The following is a 26,074-nucleotide window of genomic DNA, read 5'->3' on the forward strand; positions in this document are numbered from 1 at the left end:
AGCCTCAGTAGGGCAACAGATTGATTATGTAACCACCAACCGCCGGGACCGCCCGCTCACCCGTGCCGTCCCCGCAGCTCACTCGACAAGGAGAGATTATGACAATGAACATTTACGCAGATGAGACGTTAGGCTTATTCCACCTTCAGTCCAAAGACACCAGCTACATCATTAAGCTGGTCGAAGGTTATCCCGCCCATGTCTACTGGGGCGCGAAGCTCCGCCATGATAACAGTCTGGCAGGCGTCCTGGAGCTGCGCGAACGCGCCTCCTTCTCACCGACTCCACTGCCCGGGAAGCCTTCCCTCTCGCTGGACGCTCTGCCACAGGAGTATCCGCAGTACGGCAGCGGCGACTTCCGGCGTCCGGCTTACCAGGTTCAGCTGGCGGACGGCACACGGATCTCCGAGCTGAAGTATGCAGGCTATGCCATTACGCCGGGTAAGCCGGCCCTTGAAGGCCTGCCTGCCGTATATGCTGAGAACGAATCGGAAGCACAGACCCTTGAGCTTACCCTGAAGGACGATTACGCGGGTCTGACTGTCAGACTGCTATATACAGTGTTCGCGGATCATAGCGCGATCACCCGCTCCGTCCGCTTCGAGCATCACGGGGATGCTCCGCTGCGGCTGGAGCAGGCGCTTAGCGCCTCGGTCGATTTCGCCGATTCCGCGTATGATACGCTGCATTTGAGCGGAGCCTGGGCGAGAGAACGCCATGTCCAGCGCCGCCCTCTTACCCCCGGCGCCGCCCTCTCCCTGGAGAGCCGCCGCGGTTCAAGCAGCCATCAGGCCAACCCGTTCCTGGCGTTGCTGCGCTCCGGTGCGGATGAGGACCAGGGTGATGTCTATGGCTTCAGCCTGGTCTACAGCGGCAGCTTCAGCGCCACGGCCGATGTGGAGCAGTTCGGACAGACCCGGGTAAGCATCGGGATCAATCCGTTCGGCTTCTCCTGGCTGCTGGAACCCGGGCAATCCTTCCAGACCCCGGAGGCCGTGCTCGTCTACTCCGGCGAAGGCCTCGGCGGCATGTCGCGCACCTATCACCGGCTATACCGGACCCGGCTGTGCCGCGGAGTCTACCGCGACCAGGCCCGGCCGATTCTGGTCAACAACTGGGAGGCGACCTACTTCGATTTCGATGCCGACAAAATCGCCACCATCGCCAAAGCCGCAGGTCCCTTGGGCATTGAGCTGTTCGTGCTTGACGACGGCTGGTTCGGACGGCGCGACAAGGATGACAGCTCGCTCGGCGACTGGTTCGAGGACCGCCGCAAGCTGCCTGAAGGGCTGGCCGATCTGGCAGGCCGGGTTAATAAGGAAGGCCTCCAGTTCGGATTATGGGTGGAGCCGGAGATGGTCTCGCCGGACAGTGAGCTGTACCGCAAGCACCCGGACTGGTGCCTGCACGCCGCAGGACGCCGCCGTACAGAAGGCCGCAACCAGTTGATCTTGGATCTCTCCCGCCCGGAGGTATGCGATTATCTGTATGAGACGCTCAGCACAGTCTTCTCCAGCGCACCAATAAGCTACGTCAAATGGGACATGAACCGCAATATGACCGAGATTGCCTCAGCGGGTGCCCGTCCCGAGCGGCAGCAGGAGACAGCCCACCGCTATATGCTCGGTCTATATGACCTGCTGGAGCGCCTGACCTCACGCTTCCCGGATATTCTGTTCGAGAGCTGCTCGGGCGGCGGCGGCCGGTTCGATCCGGGCATGCTGTTCTATATGCCGCAGACCTGGACCAGCGACAACACCGATGCGGTGGAGCGCCTGGCGATCCAGTACGGCACCAGCATCGTCTATCCGGCCAGCAGTATGGGCGCACATGTGTCTGCCGTGCCGAACCATCAGGTAGACCGCATCACCTCCCTGGCGACCCGCGGAGATGTGGCGATGAGCGGCAACTTCGGCTATGAGCTGGACCTGACCAAATTCACCGAGGCTGAGACTGCGCTGGCAGCCCGGCAGATTGCCCAGTACAAGGAGATCCGCACCCTGGTCCAGCAGGGCGAGATGTACCGCCTGCTGAGTCCGTTTGGCGGCAGCGGCGAAACGGCCTGGATGTTCGTCAGCGAGGATCAGACCGAGGCCTTCGTCGCCTACTTCCGGGTGCTCGCGAAGCCGAATCCGCCGATCTCACGGCTTACGCTCAAAGGGCTGAACCCGGAGCTGAATTATGTGCTGGAGACAGGGGCGGCAGACAGCAGCGGACATGGCCATGGCACTTCAGATGCTGCTGATGCAGCAGAAGGGCGTGGTGATGCTCCATTCCAGACCGCCTTTGGCGGGACACCGCTCGGCGGTGACTTCCTGATGCACATGGGTCTGGTGGTCTCCGATCTGCGCGGCGATTACGCAAGCTGCACCTACCGGTTGAGAGCGGTCCAGCGCTAACTGAGGGCTGCTCAAGATATACTACAGGCTTCAGCCTCTGCAACGGAGACTGAAGCCTGTTTTGCGCTGGGCGCACTCTTTTATCACATGCTGGCTTGTTCTATTCCGTCTCTTGGCCCCGGCCAAGCAGCCCGCTGAGCGCTTCCGTCACGTTCATCCCGGTCAGCGTCTGGGTGAGCTCAGGGACCTGGGCCATGATTTTCGCAATATCACCGGTAATTTTATTCACGCCTGAGGAAGCGCCGTCCTGAGAGATGACCGTGATTTTGTCTACCTTGGCCAGCGGGGCAGCGATTTTGTCGGCCAGCTCCGGCAGAATCTTCAGGAATTCCACGGTCAAGGCAGCTTGCGTGAACTGTTTGTACGCCTCGGCCTTCTTTTGCAGTGCTCCCGCTTCCGCCGCTCCGGCGAGCTGGACGATCTCCGCATTCGCTTTTCCTTTGGCCAGCTCTGCTTCCGCCGTTGCCAGCCCGCGCTTGGTCGTCGTGGCCGCTTCGGCTTCCGCCTCCAGAATCTGCCGCTGCTTGGCGGCTTCCGCTCTCATGATCGTCGCCTGATTCTCTGCCTGAGCAGGCTTGATTACCGTCGCTTCCAGCTCCTTCTGCTTCAGCTCCACCTCAATCTCGCGGACGGTCCGGTTGGCTTCGGCTTCCATCTGGGTGATTTTGACCTGCTCGGTGACCAGTGACTGCTTGATCTTGTTCTGCTGCAATTCGTACGCCAGATCCGCCTGCGCCTTCTTCACTTCTGTCTCCAGCTTGAAATCGGCCTGCTTAATATTCAGTTCCTTCTCGAACAGGGATTCCTTCGCCCGGGCCGCCGTACCCGCTTCAATCGTCGCCTGATGGGCATTGGCTTTGGCAATGGCGGATTCCTTCTCCGCCTCAGCCTGCTTGATCTGAATGTCACGCTCGGCCTCCGCCTTGGCAATGCTGGCATCGCGGCGGATGCGCTCAATCTCGGGCACCCCCATATTATCGATGTACCCTTTGTCGTCGGTAATCTTCTTGATGGTGAAGCTGACGACCTCCAGCCCCATTTTGTCGAGGTCCTCCGAGCAGGTCTCCCGCATCTTGCTGTTGATCTCGTCCGGGGTCTTCAGAATGGACTCAACCGACAGCTGGCCGATCAGTCCGCGCAGATGGCCTTCCACCGAATGCAGGATAATCGTCTCGCGGTCCTCCTCGGGCCGGTCAATGAACTGCTCGCTGGCGGTCAGGATCGCGGTTGGGTCGCTTTTGATCTTGATCTGGGCGACGGCCTCCAGGTTCAGCTTGATGCCCTGGCGGGAGAACATGGCCTGCGCCGGAATGACATCGAAGCTCATCAGCATCATCGAGATGGTCTTATTGTTCTGGAAGCCGGGGATGACGAATGTCCCGCCGCCTTGCACCACTCTTTTGCCGCCGAGGCCGTATACGATCATTGCCTGGTTGGGCGGTACCTTCTTATACGCAGTCACGATGCTGGACAGGGCCAGCAGAATTACCACAACGATTGCTCCAGTTACGTAGAGAATTAACATTAGCTCCGACACTCCCTATTCTATTTGTCCCATTTCCCGTTCGAAAAGCGTTACCGCTGCGATCCCCTTCTCCACCCGCACAATAATCACCCGGTCGCCCCGCCTCAGCTCCTGTCCGGCTTCCGCCCGCACGCCGATGGAGCGCATGGTGCCGTGCAGCACATACTTCATCTCCCCGACGGCTCCGTCCGCTGCGGCGATGCTGATATAGCCGAGCTGGCCTGCCGGATCGTACTCCCATTCGCTCATGCTGCTGTCGTACCGGGTCATGATCCGGGCCAGCACCATGTAGAGCAGGATGCCCGGCAGCAGGGCAATCATGGTGCAGACCAGCACCACAGGCAGCGGCCGCATCCCGCTGAACCTTGTCAGTACGTACCCCGTGCCGCCCCAGACGGTAACCGACACCATCAGTGGAAGGATCGGCAGCACACCTGGCCCTCCAGCATCGCTCCCGCCCGCATGGATATGGCCCGCCAGGCCATGCCCATGAATACTGCCGCTGAGCAAGAGCACCAGCCCCGCCCAGAAGCAGACGATAAATACAGTAGCGATGGTAATCCTCTCCTTTCAATATAGTGTGGTGATGCTGTAACTGACTAATTAGTGTTGTTAAATGATTTCACACTCCTCTCACCGTCACTATTTCGCCAGGATTCCCACTTTGGGCTACTTAGTTAGTTGGGGGCGGGGACTCAAGGTGGTTCAGGTGCACTTGTGCTCCTCATTCGCTCGTTTAGCCAACTTTCACTAGATTCGGGTGCACTAGTGCTCTTCATTTGCTCGTTTAGCCAACTTTCCCGGAATTCAGGTGCATAAGTGCTCTTCATTTGCTCTCTCTCGTGCCTGCTCTTCGCCTCCCAGCCCACTTCCAGCGCAATCTAAGGGATTTATCCCTCTCATTTCCACCTCCAGCCCACTTCCAGCGCAATCAAAGGGATTTATCCCTTTCATTTCCACCTCTAGCCCACTTTCGGCGCAATCAAAGGGATTTATCCCTTTCATTTCCACTTCCAGCCCACTTTCCGCGCAATCAAAGGGATTTATCCCTTTCCCTTACAGCAAAAAGACCACAGCAGCAACAGGGCTCTCCGTGGTCGGTTAATCGATCATGGCGCTCATCCTCTCTCTTCGAGGCTTACGGGGTTAGCTGACGGATTCGGGCAGCGAGATTGCCCTACCCTACTGGCGCTAGATAGCACACAGCAAGGATTCACCCCAGAGTGCAGCAGCATCGCTTAAGCCGCTTCACCCGTTGGTTCCCCCGTTCCCGTAACGGAATTCAGCCACCCGTGAGAACAGTGTTATTTCATTCGGTTGATGATTGAATCTTACGCCCGCGGCCCTGTAAAGTAAAACGCGGCTGTTGGCAAAAGAAGCCAAATCCGCCGTCCGCCCACGAATGAAGGCGCATACTTCGACTGCGCTCTTAGGCGGCCGATGATTTACTCGTTCTTTCGCCTTTTTACAACTATATAAATTGAACTAATTATTTTTAGGTTTTAGGATTAGCCGTGACTCCAGAGAAGTTTTGGACTTCCGGCCGCTGCCCTTCTGCAGATTTCTTAATTTATCCCGTTATTAAGGGTTGAAATCCGCATACAAAGGCGGACGCTACCGCTCCTCCAGTTCCAAAATTCCCCTCCGCCACTTTTCCTTTAACTTAAATTTTTAGCTCAATCTATATACACGTTTTTATCCATAAAATTTGAAATATTCACACTTCCGTCACTCACTGCTCATTGTGCAATCTTGCTCTTTGGGCAATAATATAATCTATAGCTCATCTATTAGCTCATACAATGCAACACATTCTATTCAGCGCCTCATTCAGCGCATTCTCATCAGAAAGGAGGAAACCTGAAGCTTGAATTCTAAACTGAACCTGCGGGACAAAAAAAAGGAGGCCACCGCCTACGCCTTGGCCGTAGCCACCTTCGAGCTTGCACTTGAACGCGGCATGGACGGCTTCATCGTTGACGATGTGGTCCAGAAGGCGGGGTATTCCCGGCGGACTTTTGCCAATTACTTCTCCTGCAAGGAAGAAGCGGTGGCCGCCTATTTCATTGGCAATATTGCTGCCAAAGAGAAAGAAGAGGCGAATAACACGCTGGCCGGTCAACCGCCGGATGCTACTCCGCTTGATGTCCTGTACAATCTGCTGAAGCTGCAATTCACCTCGGAGTTCCTGCATAAGCTGCGGCAGTTCGTCTCCCTGTCGAATCAGTATCCGTCCCTGGAGCCTTACATTCTCAATGTCTTCCGGCATTTGCAGATCACCGCCCAGGAGACGCTGGAGCAGTTCACCCGTGGACGGTATGCCGACGGATATATACACCTGCTGGTCGGTGCCGTCTACGGGGCCTTCGTGCCCATTCTGGACGGACGGCTGAATGTAATGCTGCCGGGTGAGCAGCAGAGCGAAGATTCCGGGGCTATGCCGTTTGACCAATATTTGAATTCGATGTTTGCATACTTACGCAACGGCTTCTAAATTCAGAGATACAGAGGAGAAACCATTCATGTCTACTTTTTTATACCGTTTAGGCAAATCGGCTTATGCCAAGCCCTGGTTGTTCATTGCGGCCTGGATCATCATACTCGGTGTAATCGGCACCCTTATCGGAGTGAACGGCATTCAGTCCAGCTCCGAGATGAAAATTGAAGGCACCGAGTCGCAAAAGGTGCTGGATAAGCTGTCCAAAGAGCTGCCTGCTGCGGCCGGCGGTCAGGCAAGTGTAGCGTTCACCGCACCTGAAGACGAACGGCTGGATACGCCGGAGCGCACCGCGCTGCTGCTGAAAGCAATCAATGATGTATACAACATGGAGTATGTCATCAACCCAGCTGAGCTGGCTGCCCAAGCGGCCGCCGCTGGTCAAAGCGCTGCCGCCGATCCTTCCGCTGCTGCCGCTGGTCAGTCGGCTGCGGTCCTGGCGGCCCCGTTCGGCCCGCTGATGGCGGACGGCATGCCGGTGCCCGGCGTAATGCTGTCAGCGGACGGCAATATCGCCCTGTTCCAGTTCCAGTTCACCGTGCAGCAGACGTCGCTGCCTTCCAATGTGCCGGATGACATCATCGACACGGTTACGAAGGTTGAACAGTCCGGCTTTGGAATTAAGGCGATTCCAAGCGATTCGCTCAAAAGCATACCGGCCATCGGCTCTACCGAAGCGATTGGTGTTGCCGTCGCCGCCATCGTATTGTTCCTGACACTGGGCTCGGTGGTAGCCGCCGGTCTGCCGCTGATTACCGCGCTGCTCGGCGTTGCCATCAGTGTCGGAGGCGCCTTCGCGCTGGGCAGTCTGATCCAGATGAACGACATCACCCCGATTCTCGCCGTAATGATCGGTCTGGCTGTAGGGATCGACTATTCGCTGTTCATTGTGAACCGGCAGCGCCGCCTGATTCTTGATGAGAAGCTCAGCGCCGGGGAAGCCGCCGGCCGGGCACTGGGAACAGCCGGGAGCGCGGTGTTCTTCGCCGGGCTGACCGTTATAATCGCCCTGTGCGGGATGCTCGTTATCGGCATCGGCTTCCTGTCCACGATGGCGCTTGTAGCAGCGGCCAGTGTACTAGTCAATGTTCTGCTGGCGTTAACCCTGCTGCCTGCACTGCTCGGTCTGGTCGGCGAGAAGATCGTGACCGCCAAAGCGCGGACCAAGCAGACGGCCGCCGCCAAGCAATCGCAGCGCAGCTTCTCGCACGCTTGGGCCAATGCCACAGTGAAATACCGCTGGGCCATCATCATTCTCGTCGTGCTGGTGCTAGGAACAGCTGCCATTCCGGTCAGCAAAATGGAGCTGGGCATCCCGTCCGGCGCCTCGGCGAACCTGGATACGCCGGCCCGCCAGAGTTATGATGTAATCTCCAAGGGCTTCGGCGAAGGCTTCAACGGGCCGCTGCTGCTGGTCGCTGAGCCGAAGAATCCGTCTGAGAAGATTTCCATGCCGATTCTGGGCAAGCTTATTCAAGAACTGCAAATGCACGATAATGTGAGCCTGGTCTCTCCGCTAGGTGTCAATCCCACCGGCGATATTGCGATTATCAGCCTGATTCCGAAGACGGGTCCCACGGACACCGCAACCAGAGACCTTGTGCAGGAGCTGCGTGATCCTGCCTCCGCTCTATCGGACGGCAACAATATTAATCTGGGCGTGACCGGCTTCACCGCCATCAATATCGATATGTCCTCCAAGCTGGCTGAAGCCTTCCCGGTATATGTCGGCATCATTGTTATTCTGTCGCTTATTATTCTGCTGCTGGTCTTCCGGTCGATTATCGTTCCGGTCAAAGCCACACTCGGCTTCGTACTAAGCATTCTGGCCACCTTCGGCGTGACCACGGCTGTCTATCAGTGGGGCTGGCTGCATTCATTGTTCGGCTTCGATACCGGCGGACCGCTGCTGAGCTTCATGCCGATTCTGGTCACAGGGATTCTGTACGGGTTGGCCATGGACTACCAGGTCTTCCTGGTCAGCTCTATGCGTGAAGCTTATGTCCACGGCCGCCATGGCAAGGACAGCGTCATTCATGGTTATGATCTGGCCAGCCGGGTTGTCCTGGCTGCAGGCATTATCATGGTGTCCGTCTTCGCCGGCTTCATCTTCGCCCCTGATGCGATGATCAAGCAGATCGGCTTCGCCCTGGCCTTCGGTATTCTGATCGATGCCTTCATCATCCGTATGACGCTTGTTCCGGCTGTCATGGCCGTCTTCGGCGACAAAGCCTGGTGGCTGCCGAAATGGCTGGACCGCCTGCTGCCAAACCTTGACGTGGAAGGCGACAAGCTGATTGCCAAGCTGAATACGGAGAGCGGACAGAAACACTAACGGACGGCAGTTCCGCCGTACTCCTTACAACGAACAGAGCCTGCGGAATGATCCGCAGGCTCGTTTGTTGTATAATTATGCCCAGTTAAATTTACATCAACAAGGAGGAGCACCCATGAACATCATTGAACTTGACCTTGCACAGAATCAGCAGGAAATCTCGCGCTTGCTGGAGGAACACAGCCGCCGCATGGACAGCAGCATTCCGCCCTATCAGCGCGAGGTGATCTCTCTCGCCGCCTACGAGAACGGCGTCTTCGTTGGCGGTATTACCGGGGATATCGTCTGGAATATCCTGAATGTGCATTTACTGGCCGTTGACCCCGAATACAGAGGCCATGGACTCGGCAAGACCCTGCTGGAAGAGCTGGAAGCCAGAGCAGCAGGGCGCGGCTGTAAGGTAAGCGAGTTGACCACGATGAGCTGGCAGGCCCCGCATTTTTATCAGAAGCAGGGGTATGACATCTTCGGTGAAATCAAGGACTGCCCCCATGAAGGCCAGACGAAATATTATCTCCAGAAACGCCTGAAGACCGGGTCCTCTCCTTCCTGAGAAGGCCCGGCGCTTCGCGCGGCAAGACTCACACTACGCTGAAAATAACATGCTTCCCGGCAGCCGCTGCCTTCCGGTAGAAGTCCAGCAGTCCTCTAAACTCACTTTTCACCTGCTGCCTCAGCGCCTCTTCAACGCCGCCCGTCTCCAGCTTGTCCAGGTCCACCTGCTGCATCGCCGCAATAATGTCTTCGAGCTCATCCTGCTCCGTGCAGGCGAAGAACCCGTCCTCCTCCTCGACCTCGAACACATGGACGCCAACGACCGCTTCGCTTAAGCGGTCTCCGTCTATAGGCTCACTAGCCGAGACCCCGGTTAGCCCAATATGCAGCTCCTCCCACAGCTTGTCGATATCGTAATGTTCACTTCCGCCTTCGATGAGCTTCTCCAGCGTATTCATCAGCTCTGAACCGTCCATTCCCATCATGCGCTCCAGTGTATCCTCATCCGCCAGCACATATTGGCCCCGCATTGCCATATCCATCTCCTCCTTCTGTATAAGTGTACAATATAGCGTTATTTTTAGTATGTATTTGCGGGACAAATCCGCGCTGATTAACGTTATTATGTAGTCACGAAACGAAGGTGATTTCATAATGAGGAGGAGAAGCTATGCTAAAGGTTGCTATCATCGGAACAGGGGCCATCTCACCGGAGCATATTAACGGTTATCTTGAGTTCAAGGAGCGCTGCCAGATTGTAGCGTTATGTGATATTTATCCTGAGAAGGCAGAGGCCAAGGCCAGACAATTCGGACTCGACGTAACAATTGTTAAGGACTACAAAGAGCTGCTCGACGGGGATATTGATCTTGTATCCGTTTGTACCCCTCCCTATGTCCATGCACCGATTGCGATTGACTTCCTTGATGCCGGGTGCCATGTCATTGTTGAGAAACCCATGTCGGCATCACTTAAAGAATGCGACGAGATGAACGAAGCGGCCCGGCGGAGCGGCAAAATCTTGTCCGTGATTGCACAGAACCGTTTTAAGAATCCCATGATGAAGCTGAAGGCTGTGCTGGACAGCGGTTTAGCAGGTAAAATCCTTCATGCCCAGGTGGATTCGTTCTGGTGGCGCGGACACAATTATTATGATCTCTGGTGGCGGGGTACGTGGGAGAAGGAGGGCGGGGGCTGCACCCTGAACCATGCTGTTCATCATATCGATGCCCTCTTGTGGATGATGGGGCGGCCCAGCCAGCTGCAGGCTTGTATGTCTAATGTGGCCCATGACAATGCCGAGGTTGAAGACCTCTCCATTGCAATTCTCCGTTTCCCCGATGGAGCACTTGGCCAGGTGACCAGTTCTGTAGTTCATCACGGGGAGGAGCAGCAGCTTATTTTTCAAGGCATGAATGCACGATTGTCTGCCCCTTGGCAATTAAAGACCTCCGTAACCCTGCCGAACGGCTTCCCGAGAGTGGATACCGAACAAAACAATAGAATTCAACAATATTACGATAATCTGCCGGACATCCCTTATGAAGGTCACACGGGGCAAATCCACAACGTTCTGCATGCGCTGGAGACCGGTTCGCCCGTCTTGATCGATGGAATCAGCGGCCGCCGTACACTGGAATTCATAATGGGCGTGTATAAAGCCGCCTGCACAGGAGCGATCGTCCAGTTTCCGTTGCTTCCGGATGATCCGTTTTATACTTTTGAAGGCGTCCGCAAGAATACGGTCTACTTCAATGAGAAAAAGAGCAGTGTAGAGAATTTTGAAGACCAGACCATTACAACAGGAAGCGACTATAAGGGAGGAGTGAATTAATGCCGGTAACACGGGTTATACACTCCATCTTTTCCGGTACTGATGCGGCGTTGTGCCCATTTGAGACTTGAACATTTTGCAAAAATATGATGGGTTGGTCAGCCCCACTTCCTCGGCTATCACATTAACAGGCTTGTCCGAGCTGATTAACAGCAATACGGCTTGATGGGCCCGCCGGCCCGAGATGTACTCAGTGATAGTCATGCCAATGCTGTCCTTGAATAACCGGGAAATATACTGCGGGGATAAATGAAGATCTTTAGCCATGACATCAAGCTGAAAAGTATCCGTGTAATGGTTCTCGATCCAGGTTAAAAGGTTCTCGATCTGGTGGTTCTTACGCTGCTTAAAAGGCAGATGCTGCCGCTCTTGTTCTGTTAAATGCCGCTTCAGAAAAGAGATTAACATGACCAGAAATAAAGATATTTCCTCTAACCGGTCTCCTTGCTTAAGTGAAGCAGACCGGTCTGCCATATTCTGAAATATACGATTAAGCTCCGCAGAATCCGCAATTCCGTATATGCAGGGCGAGTCCAATTTACTTAAATGGATATATTTATAGAACGAATGAAGGGCAGGCCATTGCTCGAAGTAGGATTCAAACAGCGTTGGCTCAAATATAGCAACTGAACGTTCAAAAGAACGGTTATCCGAATAATCAAGCTTCACATGATGCAGCTGGTACGGCTGAAAGATACACACCATTCCGGGGACAAGCTCATAGGCGGTGTTATTAACAATGATCGTCCCCTGTCCTTCGTGAATATACAATATCTCTATCCCCAAGTGAGAATGAAAGGTCTCCCGCAGTTCATTATTGACACTGACCCTCCTGTGCGCCAAATAAAGAGTAACATCCCGGGCACCCGTTGGTTCTAAAAAAGACATTTACCCGCCTCCTCACCGTTAGATAAAGATTGCCCGCCTGTTCTACAGAATAGGCGACAGCAGCCGCGATATGCCTTCCTTCAGCTTAATCACCAGCGAGCGCTGCGCATAACGTTCGGGGGTAAGCTCCGAGCACAGCCGGACATCGTTCAGGAAAATATCCTCAAGCTGCTCCGCGATCTGCCGGTCATAGATAATGGCATTGACCTCGAAGTTCAGCCGGAAGCTGCGCGAATCGATGTTCATCGTCCCGACAGAGGCGACCTCCCCGTCTGCCACAATCGTTTTGGCGTGGAGGAAGCCGTTCTCGTAGAGCAGGATTTTGGCCCCGTAATTCAGCAGATCGCCGGCATACGCCCAGGTCGCCCAGTACACGAACGGATGGTCCGGCTTGTTAGGGATCATGATCTGCAGATCGACTCCGGAGAGCAGGGCGATTTTGCAGGCATCCATGAAGCTGGTGTCCGGTATGAAGTAAGGGGTCTGGATATACACACTTTTCTTCGCCGACAAAATGAGCTTAATGTACATATTCTTCAGGTGCTCGGTGGACGAATTGGGGCCGCTTGTAATAATCTGGACCGGGCTGGTCCCCGTATGCTCCGTCATGGTGAACTGAAACTCCCCGTAATCCCCGCGCTCATGCTTCCCGGCCTGATGCCAGTCGAGAATGAACCGGCCCTGAATGTGGCTGACGGCAAAGCCGGTGATCCGCAGGTGAGTGTCGCGCCAATAGCCGAATTTCTGGTCCAGCCCCAGATACTCATCTCCCACATTGAATCCGCCTATGTATGCAGTGCGCCCGTCGATAATACACAGCTTGCGGTGGTTCCGGTTGTTGATGCGGAAATTCAGCGGCTTGATCAGGGACGGGAAGAACACCTCCACCTCTCCACCTGCTGCACGCAATTCTCTGAAAAAATGCCGTGAAATCCGCTTCGAGCCGACTTCATCATATAGCAGACGCACCTTCACGCCCTCCCTGGCCTTCTCGATCAGCATATCCCTTAGCTTCCGGCCCAGGTGGTCCGGCTGAATGATGTAATATTGAATGTTGATCTCTGCGCGGGCGGACCGGATATCCTCGAACAATGCAGCGAATTTCTGGTGGCCGTCACTGTAGATCACAATCTCGTTATCGCTCGACAAAAGCCCGTGGGACGATCTTATGTTCATGTTGATGAGCTGGGCATAGTTCTGCAGCAGCTGCGACTGGTCATCCGCCCCCTCCGCGAAGGCCGCCAGCTGCTTATCCGCCTCCGCCTGCACATATTCCTGCTCTTCGAGGAAGAGCTTGTAGAAGTTTTTCTTTTTGAGATTGCGCCCGAAGAAGATGTACAGAATGAACCCCAGGATCGGGATGAAGAACAGCACCATCAGCCACGCCCAGGTATACCCCGCCTCTCTCCGCTCGATGAACAGAAACCCTAACGCCAGAATGATATTGATCACCGTGATAAATGACGTTATATTTGCAAATTCCATGCCTGAACCCCTCTCATCTGTCTCTATCTCTGCTGCCTAAAAATCCTCCAGCACCTTGGACCTGTCGCCATGAATCCTGTCCAGGTGCTCCTCTCCCCAGTAGCATAACAGGTCTAGCGCGGGCTTCAGCCCCCAGCCGTAGGCCGTCAGCTCATACTCCACTCTGGGCGGAATCTCCTGGTAGATCCTCCGCGAGATAATCTCATCGCTCTCCAGGCCTCTTAACTGGGCGGTCAGCACCTTCTGGGTGATGCCGGGAATGAGCCGCAGCAGCTCGGAGGTGCGCTTCTGTCCGGTCATGAGATGGTAGATAATTAACGGCTTCCACTTGCCGCCCATCACTTCCAGCGCCGCCTCAACGCCAACTTTGTATTTCTTCGGAACGTGATCTTCACGCTGCTCGGTCATTGCGTCTGCCTCCATTATGTAGGGAACCTCAAGGTTCCTAAGGTACGAATATCTTCCTATAGTACATCAAGGTGCGTACTTCCGGGTAAGCATGATTCCTGTATATAATAGCATCAGCCAAGCAACAAGGCTACAAACCTGCTTAACAAGAAAGGTAGTGAAGACACTAACATGAGTATATTAATCGTCTTATCGCATCCGAGACAGGATTCCCTGACCTTCCAGGCTGCCCGCCGTTTCGCTGAGGGATTGAGCCAGGCCGGCCATGAATATGAGATATTGGATTTGCATGGGATCGGGTTTGACCCTATTCTGCAAGGAATGGAGGAACTCCATATGACCGCAGGTGAAGAGGAACAGCCCTATTCTTCTGAATTAGAGCGGGAAATGGAGCGGATGCGGCAGCATGACGGTCTGGCATTTGTGTTTCCGTTGTGGTGGTGGCATCTGCCCGCTATGCTGAAGGGATATATCGACCGGGTGGTGAACAACAGGGTTGCCTACGGCACAAATAATCTGCAGGGTTATCGTGCGCTATGGCTGGCGCTGGCAGGCGTAACCGAGGCGCAGATGAAAAAGCGCAGCTATGATGAAGCTATCGCCCGTCTGCTTAACGTGGGGATTGCCGATTATTGCGGAATCACAGACTCCAAGGTTGAATTCCTCTACGAGACTGCGAGTTCCGCTCCCGGACATCGTGAGGCATTGCTGGAACAGGCCTATCAGGCGGGATTACATTATGGCAAGGGGGAGAGCTGACAAATCACAGGAATGAGGGCGATCACAGCATCACATCAAATTCATTCGCATACACTGCGTTGCCCGTCACTTCTATAGTATTGCCGTTGTCCGACACGGACACCCTGACTCTGCCGTCCCTGCCGATCTCCAGGCCCTGCTCGATTACAAGCTCTGTCGCAGCGGTCTGTCTGCTGATGTACCTGGAATAGTAGGCTCCCATCACTCCAGAGGCGGTGCCAGTCACCGGGTCCTCGATGGTCCCTGAGAAGGGGGAGGAGAAATGGCGGGCGTGCATATGCGCCTCAGGATCATACGTCTCCAGGCAGAACGGGTGAATCGACGAGCGGGGCATCTCCTTCAGCACCTCAGGGAACCGCTTGTTGTCCGGCACCATCCGGTTGAAGGCGTCAAGGCTGGTTATCGGGACCAGTAAGGTCCACGTTCCAGTGCTGCCGTACAACACGGGGAGCGTCCCGTCTATATCACCGGGTTCGAGTCCAATCGAACGGGCCAGGTCCTCAAGTGATCCGTTAAAAGGCTGAAACTGCGGGCTGGCCTGCCTCATCGTCATATAGAGCCCGCCGTGGTCTTCTGTGATGCGGATGGGCAAGACGCCTGCCTTGGTCTCGATGGTCAGCTCTTTCTTGTCCCCTAGCATCCCCTTGGTCTTCAAGGCATACAACAACGCCATGGTCCCGTGGCCGCAGAGATTAATCTCATGCCCCGGCGTAAAATAGCGGATTCTGAGATCCGCCTGGTTGGATTTTAACGGAAACGCCGTCTCATTGAAGCCCACCTTCGCTGTGATCTCCTGCATCTGCTGCTCCGTGAGACCCTCGCCGTCCAGGACAACCCCTGCGGGGTTCCCTTTGTTTGGAATGCTGCTGAATGCGTCGTAATGATAGACTTTGATCTTCTGCACACCTGCACCGCCTGTCTTTTTTGCCTATTATATTACCATAAATGTATATAAAGTGAATTTAAGATATTTAGGCATTAATGATAGGGTCGGTTTTTCGACAACATTGGGACCACACGCCCCCGCCACGCCCAATGTGGTCGGTTTTTCGACTATATTTGGGCCACAAGCCTCCGTCAGGCCCAATATGGTCGATTTTTCAATTACATTTGGTCCAAGCGCCTCAGTCACACTAAATGTAGTCGGTTTTTCGATTACATCCGGCCCTCGCACCTCCGTCACGCCCAATATGTTCGATTTTCCGCATTCACACAAAAAACAGCAACGGACCTCCCTCAAAGCGGACGGTATCCGTTGCTGCAATCATAAAGAATATACGATTTGTTTACTCTGCTGTCTATACAGCCATCTACTCCGCCGCATCCTGCTTCCCCAGCCAAGCTAACTCCGCCATCGCCCGAAGCGGGCCGCGGAGGCCAGCGGCCACTTCCGCTTCGCTCTGCGCTTCCGGCTTGTCGCTCCAGATGGAGAAGGTGGTGCCGATGAGTTCGTGCGGATAGGTTCCCGCGTATTCCTGCTTGGCTTCGCCGGTGCGGTTCGGGAACAGGCCGGGATGCCAGGAGGCGCGGATCTTATCGCTTGTCGGATACTTGTAGCCTGCGTGCTCGCCCAGCACATAATACAAGTAGCCATCGTTGTAGTTGATCACCTGATGACCCTTGGCAAGAATGTCCTCCACCGGGGCCATCATCGGGTGCCACTTCGTCCAATACGTAATTTGTATGGATGGCTTAGGCGCGACACGCTGGGTCTGATCTGCACGGTACAGGCCATCATTCCAGGCACGGACCGTCCAGCCCTTCGACTCCAGATGCTCAGCGACCTCATTCAGGTAATCAATATACGTGTCCACACCCGTGCCGCCGCTGATGTTCAGCACATTCTGAGCATACTCCGCGAGCTGCGGATACTTATCGAATTCCGCGAAGTTGATGAATTCATCCCCGCCGATATGAAAATAGCGGCTGCCGGCAAATAACTCGGCATATTCGTCGATCAGCTCCAGCACGAACCGGCGGGCCGCCGGATTCGTAATATCCAGCGCACCCGGGGCCGGGTTGCCCGCTGCATCCTTGAGCAGCCACTCTGGATGCGTCCGGAGGGCCTGGCCCAGATGCCCCGGTGAATCCAACGAAGGGATAATGTCGATATGATACCGCCGGGCGGCATAGATAATCGCCTTCATCTCCTGCTTGCTTAAAGCCTGCTCCGACACCACCTCAGGATGGCTCTCGCTCATCAGCCGGAAGCCCTCATTCTCCGAGAAATGCAGCTGCAGCGTATTCAGCCGCAGCCGGGACATCTCTCTGATCCGCTCCAGGAGCCAGTCTTCGCTGTAGAATTTGCGGCCGATGTCGATATGCAGCGCCCGCTCCGGCATGACAGGATAATCGGTGATGGTGCCGCAAGATACGGAGCCGTCATCGGCCAGCCGCTGGAGCAATGTCCACAGAGCATACATCACGGCACGTTCACTTGAGGCGGTGATCTTCGCATACGTCCCGATGTCAATGACGTAAGCTTCCTGGCTGTCCAGTTCTCCAGTAGCTTCATAATCCGTCAGCTCAATGACGATGTCGCCTGAAGCAGGCGGTTCCACGCCCCCGTGAACAAGAGTAATGATGTGGTCAGCGGGGGTCAGAATGCCTGAGAATTGACCCAGAACCATAAAGACTGTTTCGTTCAGAACACTGTTATTATCCGATCTCGCATTGTCCACAATCCGCGCTTTGAACCCGGCAGACAAGCGCCATTGTCCCCCGGATACCGCCGCAATCTGCTGCTGTACACAGGTAAGCGGGCCGTTATTGGAGACGTTATGATCTAATGGCTCATCCATACTCATGTTCATACTCCTCCCACCTACTCCAGGATTAGTTCAGCCGGATGCCGACCGTTGTAATCTGATGTCCGCCAAGCTGAAGCTTAAGGGAAGCGGCTCCTTCAGACGGAAGCTCTTCACCTTCTACTTCCAGCACATTCGAAGTATAGAAGGCAGCAACCGGCAGCGCGGCTTCCAGATCCAGTATACCGGATTGGCCCGTCAGGTTGAACCAGCGGAGCAGCACATCGCCGCGCTCTTTGTTAAGCTTCATAGAGGAGAACGCAGCAGTCTCGCCATTCCAGCGAACAACCGAATATACGGCGGGAATCGTCCCCGCATGAACCTCTGCCTGCGCGCAGGTCCATGGAATCTGGAACTGGTATGCAGCGGCAGCGGCACCGGAGGTTACGGCATCCCCGCTATGCGGCAGGAGCAGCATGTCTGCGGTCTGTTCCCCCAGGCACTGGGCTTCCGGCGTAGGGAACCAGCCCCAGTCGCCCATCTCGCCGACACTGCGGAGCAGCGTAACGGCAATGGTATTGCGGCCATCCCGCAGAATCTCATATTCGTGTAATCCGAGGTTCGCAACCGTGAGACCTGCATTCTCCCCGGTAACATCCACGAAGCACTGCTGATGCTGCGCATTGCTCGGGTTCTGCCATTCCGGCGCCGGCTCATTTGGACGTTCCGCCAGCTCGAACATCGAATCTACGCGATGGGAAGCTGCGGCCAGATCCGCAGGGAAAAGCATCCGCAGACGGTGGTCCTTAGCCATATTATTAATATAGCTCTTCACTTCCAGGCCTTTGCCGCTGCGTTCCAGTCTTAAGACGGTCCGCAGCTTAAGGGTTACAGTAGCGGCACTACGCTTAGCCTGCCGTTCCGGGTAATAGACCAGCGCCCGCTGCTCTTCTTCCAGCAGGGCATCGGCCGAAGCCGGAATCTCCCAGGAATGGCTGATTTCGATGGAAGCCCGGTATGGCGTATCTTCAATAACAGCGATATCCGCGTTAAGGCCGAGAGTCGTCAGCGGCACTTCACCCGCAGGCGCTCTGTACATATATTCATTCCCGATGTCACCGGTATTCTCGTAGACACCAAGGTCACGGTAGATCTTGCCGCTAGGCTTATGCTCCAGCGTGAAGGAGCCGTCAGCCATAACCTCGACCCGCAGCGTATCGTTCTCCAGCACGCGTCCGGCTTGAACCAGCGAAGCCTCCGCTTGCAAATTCATCGCCGGAGTGCTTTCGGCAGCCGCCCCAACAGGGCGGACCCAAGCATAGGTGCGCAGCCCAAGCGCCGGAACATCCGCCGCTTCAAAAGTCAGCCGCACCTTGCTGCAGCTATACGGCTGGCGGAACCGGTCATCCGGCAGATCATAGCCGAAGGACAGGCCAAGATCCTCTACCGTACAAGGAACCTGCTGGCCTTGTTCATCGACCAGGACCCGTCCGGCCAATTCTACGGCTTTCATCAGCCGGGCATTCTCTTCGAGAGGCAGCCCATCGCGCAGATATTGGCGGGCTGCGTCCAGCTCAACGGTTACCGTACCTGTGCGGCTCCAGCCGCTGGTATTGGTTACCACTAGCGGAAGGGCTTCTTCACTGTAAGCGGCGAAGCCGGAGGTGTCGACCGCTGCGGTGATCGCCTGCATACTATCCGCTACGATGCCCTCGGCGGTGTGATAGCTTTTGTGGAAGCGGGTGACCATCTCGCGGTGCACCTCATCCACGCTGCAGCCGCAGATGGAATCATGCGGATGGTTCTGCAGCAGCGTCTTCCACGCATAATCCAGCAGATGCTGCGGATACTCCCCGCCGTGCAGCTTAGCAATAACGGCCAGCGGTTCGGCCACCTTTTCCAGTATGGCCTGGCCGCGCTGGTTGAGCTGCTTCAGGTAGACGCGGGCGGAAGCGGTATTAACCAGCGTCCCCCAGCCGTCCGTGCGCTGGCTGCGCAGCTCCCCCTTCACCGTGGACAGGCTGCGGCCAGCCAGCGAAGCTTCCACTGCCTTGATATAGTCCGGGAAGTTCGAGTGAACGAAGGAGACTTCCGGGTGCAGCTTCTCCGCCGTGCGGATCGCCTCCGGGAGGTCGGTCTGCAGCGGCTGATGGTCGCAGCCGTTCATGAACAGCAGTTGGTCGGTCGCCGCATACTGCCGGGCATCGCCCAGCTTGCGCTCCCAGAAGCGGCTGGCCTCCTCAAGCTCAGCCGGAACCTCATTCCCGTTGGAATACCAGTTGGCGAACAGGATGCCCAGCACCTGTGAGCCATCCGGCCCTTCCCACACCAGCTCCGAGAACGAGGATTCATAGCCGTCATCCGAGACCATATTGTTGAAGCCTGTCGGCTTCACTCCGCGCCCGAAGAAGGCGTTGGTGATGCCCGCCTGCTGCATAAGCTGCGGAATCTGTCCGGTCAGGCCGAAGGTGTCCGGGAAATAGCCTATTTTGGACACTTCCCCATAGACTGCCGCATCCTGATGTCCCAGCTGCAGGTTCCGCACGTTGGCTTCCGGGCTGGTGAGGAACGCATCCTGCAGAATGTACCAAGGACCGATATAGATCCGGCCCTCCCGAATATGCCGCGTGAGCCGCTCCCGGTTCTCTGGACGGACCTGCAGATAATCCTCGATGATAATCGTCTGCCCGTCGAAGAAAAAGCTGCGAAAATCCGGGTTCTGCTCCAAAGTGTCCAGCAAAGTATCCACGAGCTGAATCAGCCGGATGTGATGGCGCTCATAAGGCAGATACCACTCCCGGTCCCAGTGCGTATGCGAGATAATATGTGCCGTCTGTTGTTTGGTCATAACCGGTTACCCCTCAATCTCCAGCGGATATTCATCCATATAGCTGATCAGCTCATCCACAGTCGTGAAGGCCAGTCCCGTCACCGTATCTGCACAGCCGTAGTAGATGGCAATCCGTCCGGTAGCCGCATCGGTCAATGCCGCGCAAGGGAACGTCACGTTCGGCACATCGCCCACACATTCATATAGCTCTTCCGGGCCGAGGATATAGTTGCGCGAGCGGGCTTTTACCTTCCAAGGCTGATCCAGATCCAGCAGCGCAACCCCCATGCGGTAGACGAACCCGTTACAGGTGTTGATAACGCCATGGTAGATCAGCAGCCAGCCCTTGTCCGTTTCAATCGGAATCGGTCCGGGACCAATCTTCTTCGACTGCCAAGCAGAAGCGTCACCGTCAACCGTACCCATCACATAGCGGTGCTTGCCCCAGAAGGTCAGATCAGGACTCTCACTGTAAAAAATATCGCCAAACGGCGTATGCCCCGTATCACTCGGACGGCTGAGCATCGCATAATTGCCGCCAATCTTGCGCGGAAGCAGCACCCCGTTACGGTTGTACGGCAGGAAGGCATTCTCCAGCTGGTGGAAGGTTTTGAAATCGAATGTGTACGCCAGACCAATCGTTGGACCGTGGTACCCGTTGCACCAGGACACATAATACCGGTCATCAATCTTGCAGACACGCGGATCATAGCGGTACTCGCGCTTGGTGATCTCTTCATCGCCCTCGAATACGATAGGCTCGTGGTTGATTTTCCAGTTCACACCGTCTTCACTGAAGCCCGCGAAGATATCCATGCTGACCGACCGCGAATCACAGCGGAACACACCCGCGAACCCGCCTTCAAACGGAATGACCGCCGAGTTGAACACACTGTTCGAGTTCGGAATGGCGTTGCGCGGAATGATCGGGTTGGCGGAATATCTCCATACCGGGGAATTCGTGCCCTCAGGCTTCTCCTGCCAAGGGATGTTCGGTAGTGCTTCTCCAATAATTGTACTCATGATCAGGTCTCCTTTATCTGTGAAAAATATTTATATTGAACTTATGATTTTTTTGTTATGGATTAGCCGTGACTCCAGAGAAGTTTTGGACTTCAATATTTAGAGAATGCCTTCCTTCAGCGCCCGCAAAATAAGCTGCGAGAACAAGCTGTTCGACCAGGCGAACCACTTGCGGGTGAACACGGACGGATCGTCGGCGTGGAAGCCTTCATGCATATAGCCGGTATCGGCATCGGTGGCTTCCAGCATGGCGATGACCGCCAGCCGCTCTTCCTTGCTGTCTGCCGTAATGCCCTGCATCGACAAGGCCATATGCCAGATATAGCCCGGAGGGGTGTGCGGACTGCCGATTCCCTTGGCGGCCTTGCCCTCGAAGTAGAACGGATTCTCCTTGCTCAGCGCGAAGCGTCTCGTATTCTGATAGACCGGATCGTCGTTGTTCAGATAACCCAGGTACGGAATGGACATCAGGCCAGGCGTTCCGGCGTCATCCATCAGGCTGTAATTGCCGTAACCGTCTGTCTCGTAGGCGTAGATCGGCCCGAATTCCGGGTGGCGGTAGATGCCGTACAGCTTAATGCCGTGATCGACCTCCTGCTCCAGCTCCTTCAGCTCAGCCAGGAAATCCAGATCCCGGAAGACCCACTCGGCAAAATCCTGCATCTGCCGCAGCGCCACTACAGCGAACATATTCCCCGGAATGTTGTAGTGGAAATCGCAGGCATCGTCACTGGAACGGAAGCCGGACCAGATCATGCCGGTGTAATTCACAGGCATCCCCAGACCGCCGTTACGGATGGAATCCTCGATAATCCCGTTGTTCCGGGTGAAGCGGTACGGTGACTGTTCGGCATGATGCTGCTCGCGCTTGAACAGGTCGGTGATGACGCGGAGCATTTTTTTGAAATCGGCGGTGAAGAAATCGGTCTGCTTCGTCTCTTCCCAGTAAGCATGGGCCAGCCGGATCACGAAGCACAGCGAGTCGATCTCGAATTTGCGCTCCCACACCCAGGGCGACATCTCGGTCACATCGGCGGCATTCCAGTGCCAGTCATTGGCCGATTCATTGAAGGCGTTGGCGTAAGGATCGATCAGCACATACTCGGTATGTCGCTTGATCAGCCCGCCGATAATCCGCTGGAGGTCAGCATCTTCTGCGGCAAAAGGCACATAATGAATAACCTGCTCCACCGAATCGCGCAGCCAGCAGGCCGGGATGTCACCCGTAATGACAAAGGTAGTTCCGTCATCAAGCAGCTTGGTGGTCGTCTCCAATGTATTCGGGAAGCAGTTGCGGAACAGCCGCTGCAGCTTGGGCCGGTGGGCCAGCTTCGCTTCGGCGTCGGCCAGCACGGCCTGAATGGATGACGGCAGCGCAAGCTCCGGCATCTCGATGCGGGGAAGTCTGAATTGTTCCAAGGTAGTAGTCTCCTTATCGCTTAATCTATTGGTATAGCTGGACTTAGGATATTAACTAAAAGCTTATCGTCACTGCGGTGAATGTTTGGACTTTCGGCCGCTGTTGTCCCCAGATTTCTTGATTTAAACCGCTGTTCGCGGATGAAATCCGGTGACTAGCTAATGCTTACGATGCGAGCTTTCCTGCGGAAAGCTTTCAGGCGGACGCTATCGCTCCTACAGTTCCAAAATTCCCCTCCGTTCCTTTTGCTTTTTGTTATTTGTATATTCAGCTTAAATTAGAATTCATAATCTTAATCGTCTTAATCTCGAACGGATGGAAGTCTAGCGTCAGCACGCCGCCTTCATTCGGCAGCAACTCGGTCTCTTCCTCCAGCGCATTGGACAGGTAGATAGCCGAGTGCGGCAGCGGCCAGTGGATCCGCACGGTCTCGCGTCCTCCAGCGGATTCATACAGCCGCAGGATGCTGCCTCGTCCATCTTCGGCCAGCTTGACGGTATCGAGCACCACCTGCTTCCCTTCATAGGGAAGGAAGGAGCCGGTGGACGGATGCTGCCCTGCACTTGCCTCGCAGGCTACCGCATAGGAAGCATGATTCAGCTCAGCGGCCTTGCGCTGGGTATGCGCCGAACGCCAATCCCCGGTATGCGGGTAGAGCGAATAGGTAAATTCATGCTCTCCCTGGTCCGCCGAATGATCCGGCCAGCGCGGGGCGCGCAGCAGCGACAGACGGATGGTGCTACCCTGCGTGTCATAGCCGTATTTGCAGTCGTTCAGCAGGCTGACGCCGTAATCATGCTCCGACACATCAGCATAGCGGTGCCCGCAGACTTCGTATTGCGCCTGCTCCCAGCTGGTGTTGCGGTGCGTGGTCCGCTCCAGTGCGCCGAACGGAATCTCATACGTGGCCTTGCTGGTGACTACATCCACCGGGAAGCCAACCTTCAGCAGCTTATGGGCTTCCTTCCACTGTACCTTCGTCTTGAAGTCGATCCGCTTATCCGCGTGGTACAGGATCAGCTCCTGCTCGATTTCCGACTCTCCGAGGCTCCAGCGGAAGAACAATATGTCGCAGACCGGACCTGTGGACAGCAGCCGCTTCTCCAGCAATACCGCTGCTCCGGCAGGCTGCTCCTCATATCGGCTGTCGATGTCCCAGGCGTCCCATAGAATCGGCCGGTCATGGAAGAAATGCAGCCGGTTCAGGGCCTCCCCGGACTTCACAATCTCGCGCCCGGCTTCCTTGTCATACAGGCTGATGATCTCGCCTAATTCGTTGAATAGGAGCCGGTAATAGCCGGTCTCCCAGCGATCATCGAACGCTGCGGAGTTCACCGCAGAGATGGAGTGGTTGCCTGCATCCGCTGCGTCCGCACCCTGCGCCTCTTCCCGCAGCCATACGGTGGCATAACCGAATGCCGGAACGTCCGGCACCCGGACACGCAGCACCGCTTGCTTCCCTGCTGTAGCCAGCTCTGCCGGAAGCCGTGTTCCGTTCCGGTCATAGACGGCGGCAGTAGTTGGTTCCACTTCAGAGGCAACCTCAAGCTCGGCTACCACATCCCGGGTCCAGCCCAGACCGTTCAGGATGACATAAGGCTGTCCCTCGCCACGGGTATCAATATCCGCTACGGTGGCCTCCATGACAGACTTCAGGCTGCTTTCTCCGAGGACGAAGATGTTCTTGTATTCCTTATCCGAGGTCTCATAGACCTCGGGAATTGACGAGCCGGGGATAATATCATGGAACTGGTTCAGCAGAATCAGCTTCCAGCCTTCATGCAGAGCCTGCCCTACCTCTTCCCGCCGCTGCGGTGACAGCCGGTGTCCGGCCAGCGTCTGCCACAGCTCCGCTTCCCGGTACAGAATCTCGGCCTTGCGGTTATTGCGTTTGTTCCGTGCATGGGTCGTATAGGTTCCCCGGTGCAGCTCCAGGTACAGATCGCCCTGCCAGACCGGCAGCTCCGGTGCTGCCTGCTCGATGCCGGCGAAGAAATCCGCCGCCGTGCTGTAGCCGGAGGCCGGCTGGCCTACCATCAGCTCCGAGCGCGACAGGTATTCCAGCATCTCCCGGGTCACTCCGCCGCCGCCGTCGCCGTGTCCGTAGAGCAGCATTTGCTCGCTGTGAACGGCTTTTTGGCGGTAGGACTGCCAGTGCTCGTGGACATCCTTCGGCAGTGTACTCTCATTCACGCCATGATTCATGTAAGATAATAGCGCTGTCCCGTCAATGCCGACCCAGTGGAACAGATCATACGGGAACACGTTCGTGTCATTCCAGCCAAGCTTCGTAGTCATGAAGTAACGGACCTTGCCGTGCTTCAGAATCTGCGGCAGGGAGGCGCAATAGCCGAAGGTGTCCGGCAGCCATTCAATTTCGGACTGCTGGCCGAACTCCTCCTGGTAGAACCGCTGACCATATAGCATCTGCCGCATCAGGGACTCTCCGCTCGGAATATTCAGATCCGGCTCGACCCACATGCCGCCGACCAGCTCCCAGCGGCCTTCCTGAATCCGTGCCTTCACCTTCATGTACAGCTCAGGATCATTGTCCTTCAGATACGCGAACAGCTGCGGCTGGCTCTGGGCATAGCGGTATTCCGGGTACTCCTCCATCAGGGCATGTACCGTCGAGAAGGTCCGGCTGGTCTTGCGCACCGTCTCCCGGGTAGGCCATAACCAGGCGATATCGATATGCGACTGCCCGATCATATGAATGAAGCCCTCGCTGTTGCCGCCGATGGCCTTCACCTTCGCGGCCAGCGCCTGCTCAATCGTCTCTATCTCCTTGCCAGCCTGCGAAACGTCAGGCCCCAAATTCACATAAGCATCCATCGCCTGATGCAGTGCCTCCAGCATACGGACGCGCCGGAAATCCTGCTCCGGCAACAGAAGCATCGAATCCCGGATCACGGTCACCGTATACATCAGCGACTGCACCGGCAGGTTCACTCTGACCAGTGCGGCGGTGATGGACCGGACCGGCGGCTGAATGACCGCCTGCTTATTCAGCGGATCATCCGGCTCAGGGATCGGATCATACAGCTCAATCTCAATCTCCGGGTGTCTGCCGCCGGTCTCCGGGTTCAGGGAAGCATAGGTATGATTGCGGTCCAGCCCCTGCCGTGAGGCTCCGTTCACCCGCAGCAGCCCTTCGCCGCCGGATTGGAAGATCAGCCCGGTATCCTGATCACTCCAGTCCGCCGGAATATCCAGGGTCGTGCGGAAGTAATAAGTGGTCCCTTGTACGCTTGGAAACAATCCGAACGATTCACTGCCCGGGTAGGGCTGCGATTCGTCATAATGGCCCGGCTGCCGGTAGACAGTGGAGAAGACCTTCCAGTCATCAAGCACCCGGTATTCCAGCCATTGCTGCTGTGAGCATTCACGGATGAACCGGTTAATCCGTTCGATGTTTATCTGCTCCAT

General features: G+C 55.9%; 18 protein-coding genes and 1 riboswitch. Of the genes, 6 read left to right on the forward strand and 12 right to left on the reverse strand.

What is annotated here, in order from left to right:
- Nucleotides 1–104 precede the first annotated feature (104 nt).
- Nucleotides 105–2,399 carry an alpha-galactosidase gene (locus tag K1558_RS05320; RefSeq protein ID WP_238650353.1) on the forward strand — a complete coding sequence of 765 codons (2,295 nt, stop codon included), beginning with the start codon at nucleotides 105–107 and terminating at the stop codon, nucleotides 2,397–2,399.
- 100 nt (nucleotides 2,400–2,499) lie between these two features.
- On the opposite strand, the gene K1558_RS05325 is transcribed toward K1558_RS05320, so the two are convergent.
- Together K1558_RS05325 and K1558_RS05330 are read right to left on the reverse strand one after the other, a co-directional pair.
- Nucleotides 2,500–3,924 (reverse strand): flotillin family protein, encoded by a 1,425-nt coding sequence (locus tag K1558_RS05325; protein ID WP_238650354.1) that lies wholly within the window; start codon nucleotides 3,922–3,924, stop codon nucleotides 2,500–2,502.
- A 15-nt stretch (nucleotides 3,925–3,939) separates the two neighbouring features.
- Nucleotides 3,940–4,485, reverse strand: coding sequence for an NfeD family membrane protein (locus K1558_RS05330; RefSeq protein WP_476641281.1), 546 nt, complete (start codon nucleotides 4,483–4,485; stop codon nucleotides 3,940–3,942).
- Between the two features lie 559 nt (nucleotides 4,486–5,044).
- Nucleotides 5,045–5,222: riboswitch (cyclic di-AMP (ydaO/yuaA leader) on the reverse strand.
- Nucleotides 5,223–5,791: 569 nt separating this feature from the next.
- Here K1558_RS05330 and K1558_RS05335 point away from each other — a divergent pair.
- The 3 genes from K1558_RS05335 (at nucleotide 5,792) to K1558_RS05345 (ending at nucleotide 9,309) form a co-directional block, all read left to right on the forward strand.
- On the forward strand, nucleotides 5,792–6,418 hold the full coding sequence (locus K1558_RS05335; RefSeq protein ID WP_238650356.1) for a TetR/AcrR family transcriptional regulator: 627 nt from the start codon (nucleotides 5,792–5,794) through the stop codon (nucleotides 6,416–6,418).
- Nucleotides 6,419–6,446: 28 nt separating this feature from the next.
- Complete coding sequence (locus K1558_RS05340; protein WP_238650357.1) at nucleotides 6,447–8,756, forward strand: MMPL family transporter; 2,310 nt, start codon at nucleotides 6,447–6,449, stop codon at nucleotides 8,754–8,756.
- A 115-nt stretch (nucleotides 8,757–8,871) separates the two neighbouring features.
- On the forward strand, nucleotides 8,872–9,309 hold the full coding sequence (locus tag K1558_RS05345; protein WP_238650358.1) for a GNAT family N-acetyltransferase: 438 nt from the start codon (nucleotides 8,872–8,874) through the stop codon (nucleotides 9,307–9,309).
- A 28-nt stretch (nucleotides 9,310–9,337) separates the two neighbouring features.
- Here K1558_RS05345 and K1558_RS05350 read toward each other — a convergent pair whose 3' ends face one another.
- Entirely contained in the window at nucleotides 9,338–9,787 is a 450-nt protein-coding gene (locus K1558_RS05350; RefSeq protein WP_238650359.1) for a DUF1877 family protein, read from the reverse strand.
- A 134-nt stretch (nucleotides 9,788–9,921) separates the two neighbouring features.
- Here K1558_RS05350 and K1558_RS05355 point away from each other — a divergent pair, with 134 nt between their 5' ends.
- Complete coding sequence (locus tag K1558_RS05355; protein ID WP_238650360.1) at nucleotides 9,922–11,085, forward strand: Gfo/Idh/MocA family protein; 1,164 nt, start codon at nucleotides 9,922–9,924, stop codon at nucleotides 11,083–11,085.
- Between the two features lie 15 nt (nucleotides 11,086–11,100).
- On the opposite strand, the gene K1558_RS05360 is transcribed toward K1558_RS05355, so the two are convergent.
- From K1558_RS05360 to K1558_RS05370, 3 genes are read right to left on the reverse strand one after another with little or no spacing between them, the layout of a single operon-like run.
- Nucleotides 11,101–11,973, reverse strand: a complete 873-nt coding sequence (locus K1558_RS05360) for an AraC family transcriptional regulator (protein WP_238650361.1) — start codon at nucleotides 11,971–11,973, stop codon at nucleotides 11,101–11,103.
- A gap of 42 nt (nucleotides 11,974–12,015) precedes the next feature.
- Nucleotides 12,016–13,458 carry a cardiolipin synthase gene (gene cls, locus K1558_RS05365; protein ID WP_238650362.1) on the reverse strand — a complete coding sequence of 481 codons (1,443 nt, stop codon included), beginning with the start codon at nucleotides 13,456–13,458 and terminating at the stop codon, nucleotides 12,016–12,018.
- Nucleotides 13,459–13,494: 36 nt separating this feature from the next.
- The gene (locus K1558_RS05370) at nucleotides 13,495–13,866 is read right to left on the reverse strand and encodes a winged helix-turn-helix transcriptional regulator (RefSeq protein ID WP_238650363.1); all 372 of its coding nucleotides are present in this window, start codon (nucleotides 13,864–13,866) and stop codon (nucleotides 13,495–13,497) included.
- Nucleotides 13,867–14,037: 171 nt separating this feature from the next.
- On the opposite strand from K1558_RS05370, the gene K1558_RS05375 reads away from it, so the two are divergent.
- Nucleotides 14,038–14,625: an NAD(P)H oxidoreductase gene (locus K1558_RS05375; RefSeq protein ID WP_238650364.1), complete on the forward strand. Its 588-nt coding sequence runs from the start codon at nucleotides 14,038–14,040 to the stop codon at nucleotides 14,623–14,625.
- Nucleotides 14,626–14,647: 22 nt separating this feature from the next.
- On the opposite strand, the gene K1558_RS05380 is transcribed toward K1558_RS05375, so the two are convergent.
- From K1558_RS05380 to K1558_RS05405, 6 genes are all read right to left on the reverse strand, one after another.
- Nucleotides 14,648–15,529, reverse strand: a complete 882-nt coding sequence (locus K1558_RS05380) for a PhzF family phenazine biosynthesis protein (RefSeq protein ID WP_238650365.1) — start codon at nucleotides 15,527–15,529, stop codon at nucleotides 14,648–14,650.
- Nucleotides 15,530–15,935: 406 nt separating this feature from the next.
- Nucleotides 15,936–17,432 (reverse strand): beta-N-acetylhexosaminidase, encoded by a 1,497-nt coding sequence (locus tag K1558_RS05385; RefSeq protein ID WP_238650366.1) that lies wholly within the window; start codon nucleotides 17,430–17,432, stop codon nucleotides 15,936–15,938.
- A 28-nt stretch (nucleotides 17,433–17,460) separates the two neighbouring features.
- Nucleotides 17,461–20,220, reverse strand: coding sequence for an alpha-mannosidase (locus tag K1558_RS05390; protein ID WP_238650367.1), 2,760 nt, complete (start codon nucleotides 20,218–20,220; stop codon nucleotides 17,461–17,463).
- Nucleotides 20,221–20,226: 6 nt separating this feature from the next.
- The gene (locus tag K1558_RS05395; RefSeq protein WP_036731574.1) at nucleotides 20,227–21,225 is read right to left on the reverse strand and encodes a glycoside hydrolase family 130 protein; all 999 of its coding nucleotides are present in this window, start codon (nucleotides 21,223–21,225) and stop codon (nucleotides 20,227–20,229) included.
- 99 nt (nucleotides 21,226–21,324) lie between these two features.
- The gene (locus K1558_RS05400; protein ID WP_238650368.1) at nucleotides 21,325–22,644 is read right to left on the reverse strand and encodes a glycoside hydrolase family 125 protein; all 1,320 of its coding nucleotides are present in this window, start codon (nucleotides 22,642–22,644) and stop codon (nucleotides 21,325–21,327) included.
- 268 nt (nucleotides 22,645–22,912) lie between these two features.
- Nucleotides 22,913–26,059 (reverse strand): alpha-mannosidase, encoded by a 3,147-nt coding sequence (locus K1558_RS05405; protein WP_238650500.1) that lies wholly within the window; start codon nucleotides 26,057–26,059, stop codon nucleotides 22,913–22,915.
- Nucleotides 26,060–26,074 lie beyond the last annotated feature (15 nt).

The organism is Paenibacillus piscarius (genome assembly GCF_022234545.1).
In the GTDB taxonomy this organism is placed as follows: domain Bacteria; phylum Bacillota; class Bacilli; order Paenibacillales; family Paenibacillaceae; genus Paenibacillus_AQ; species Paenibacillus_AQ piscarius.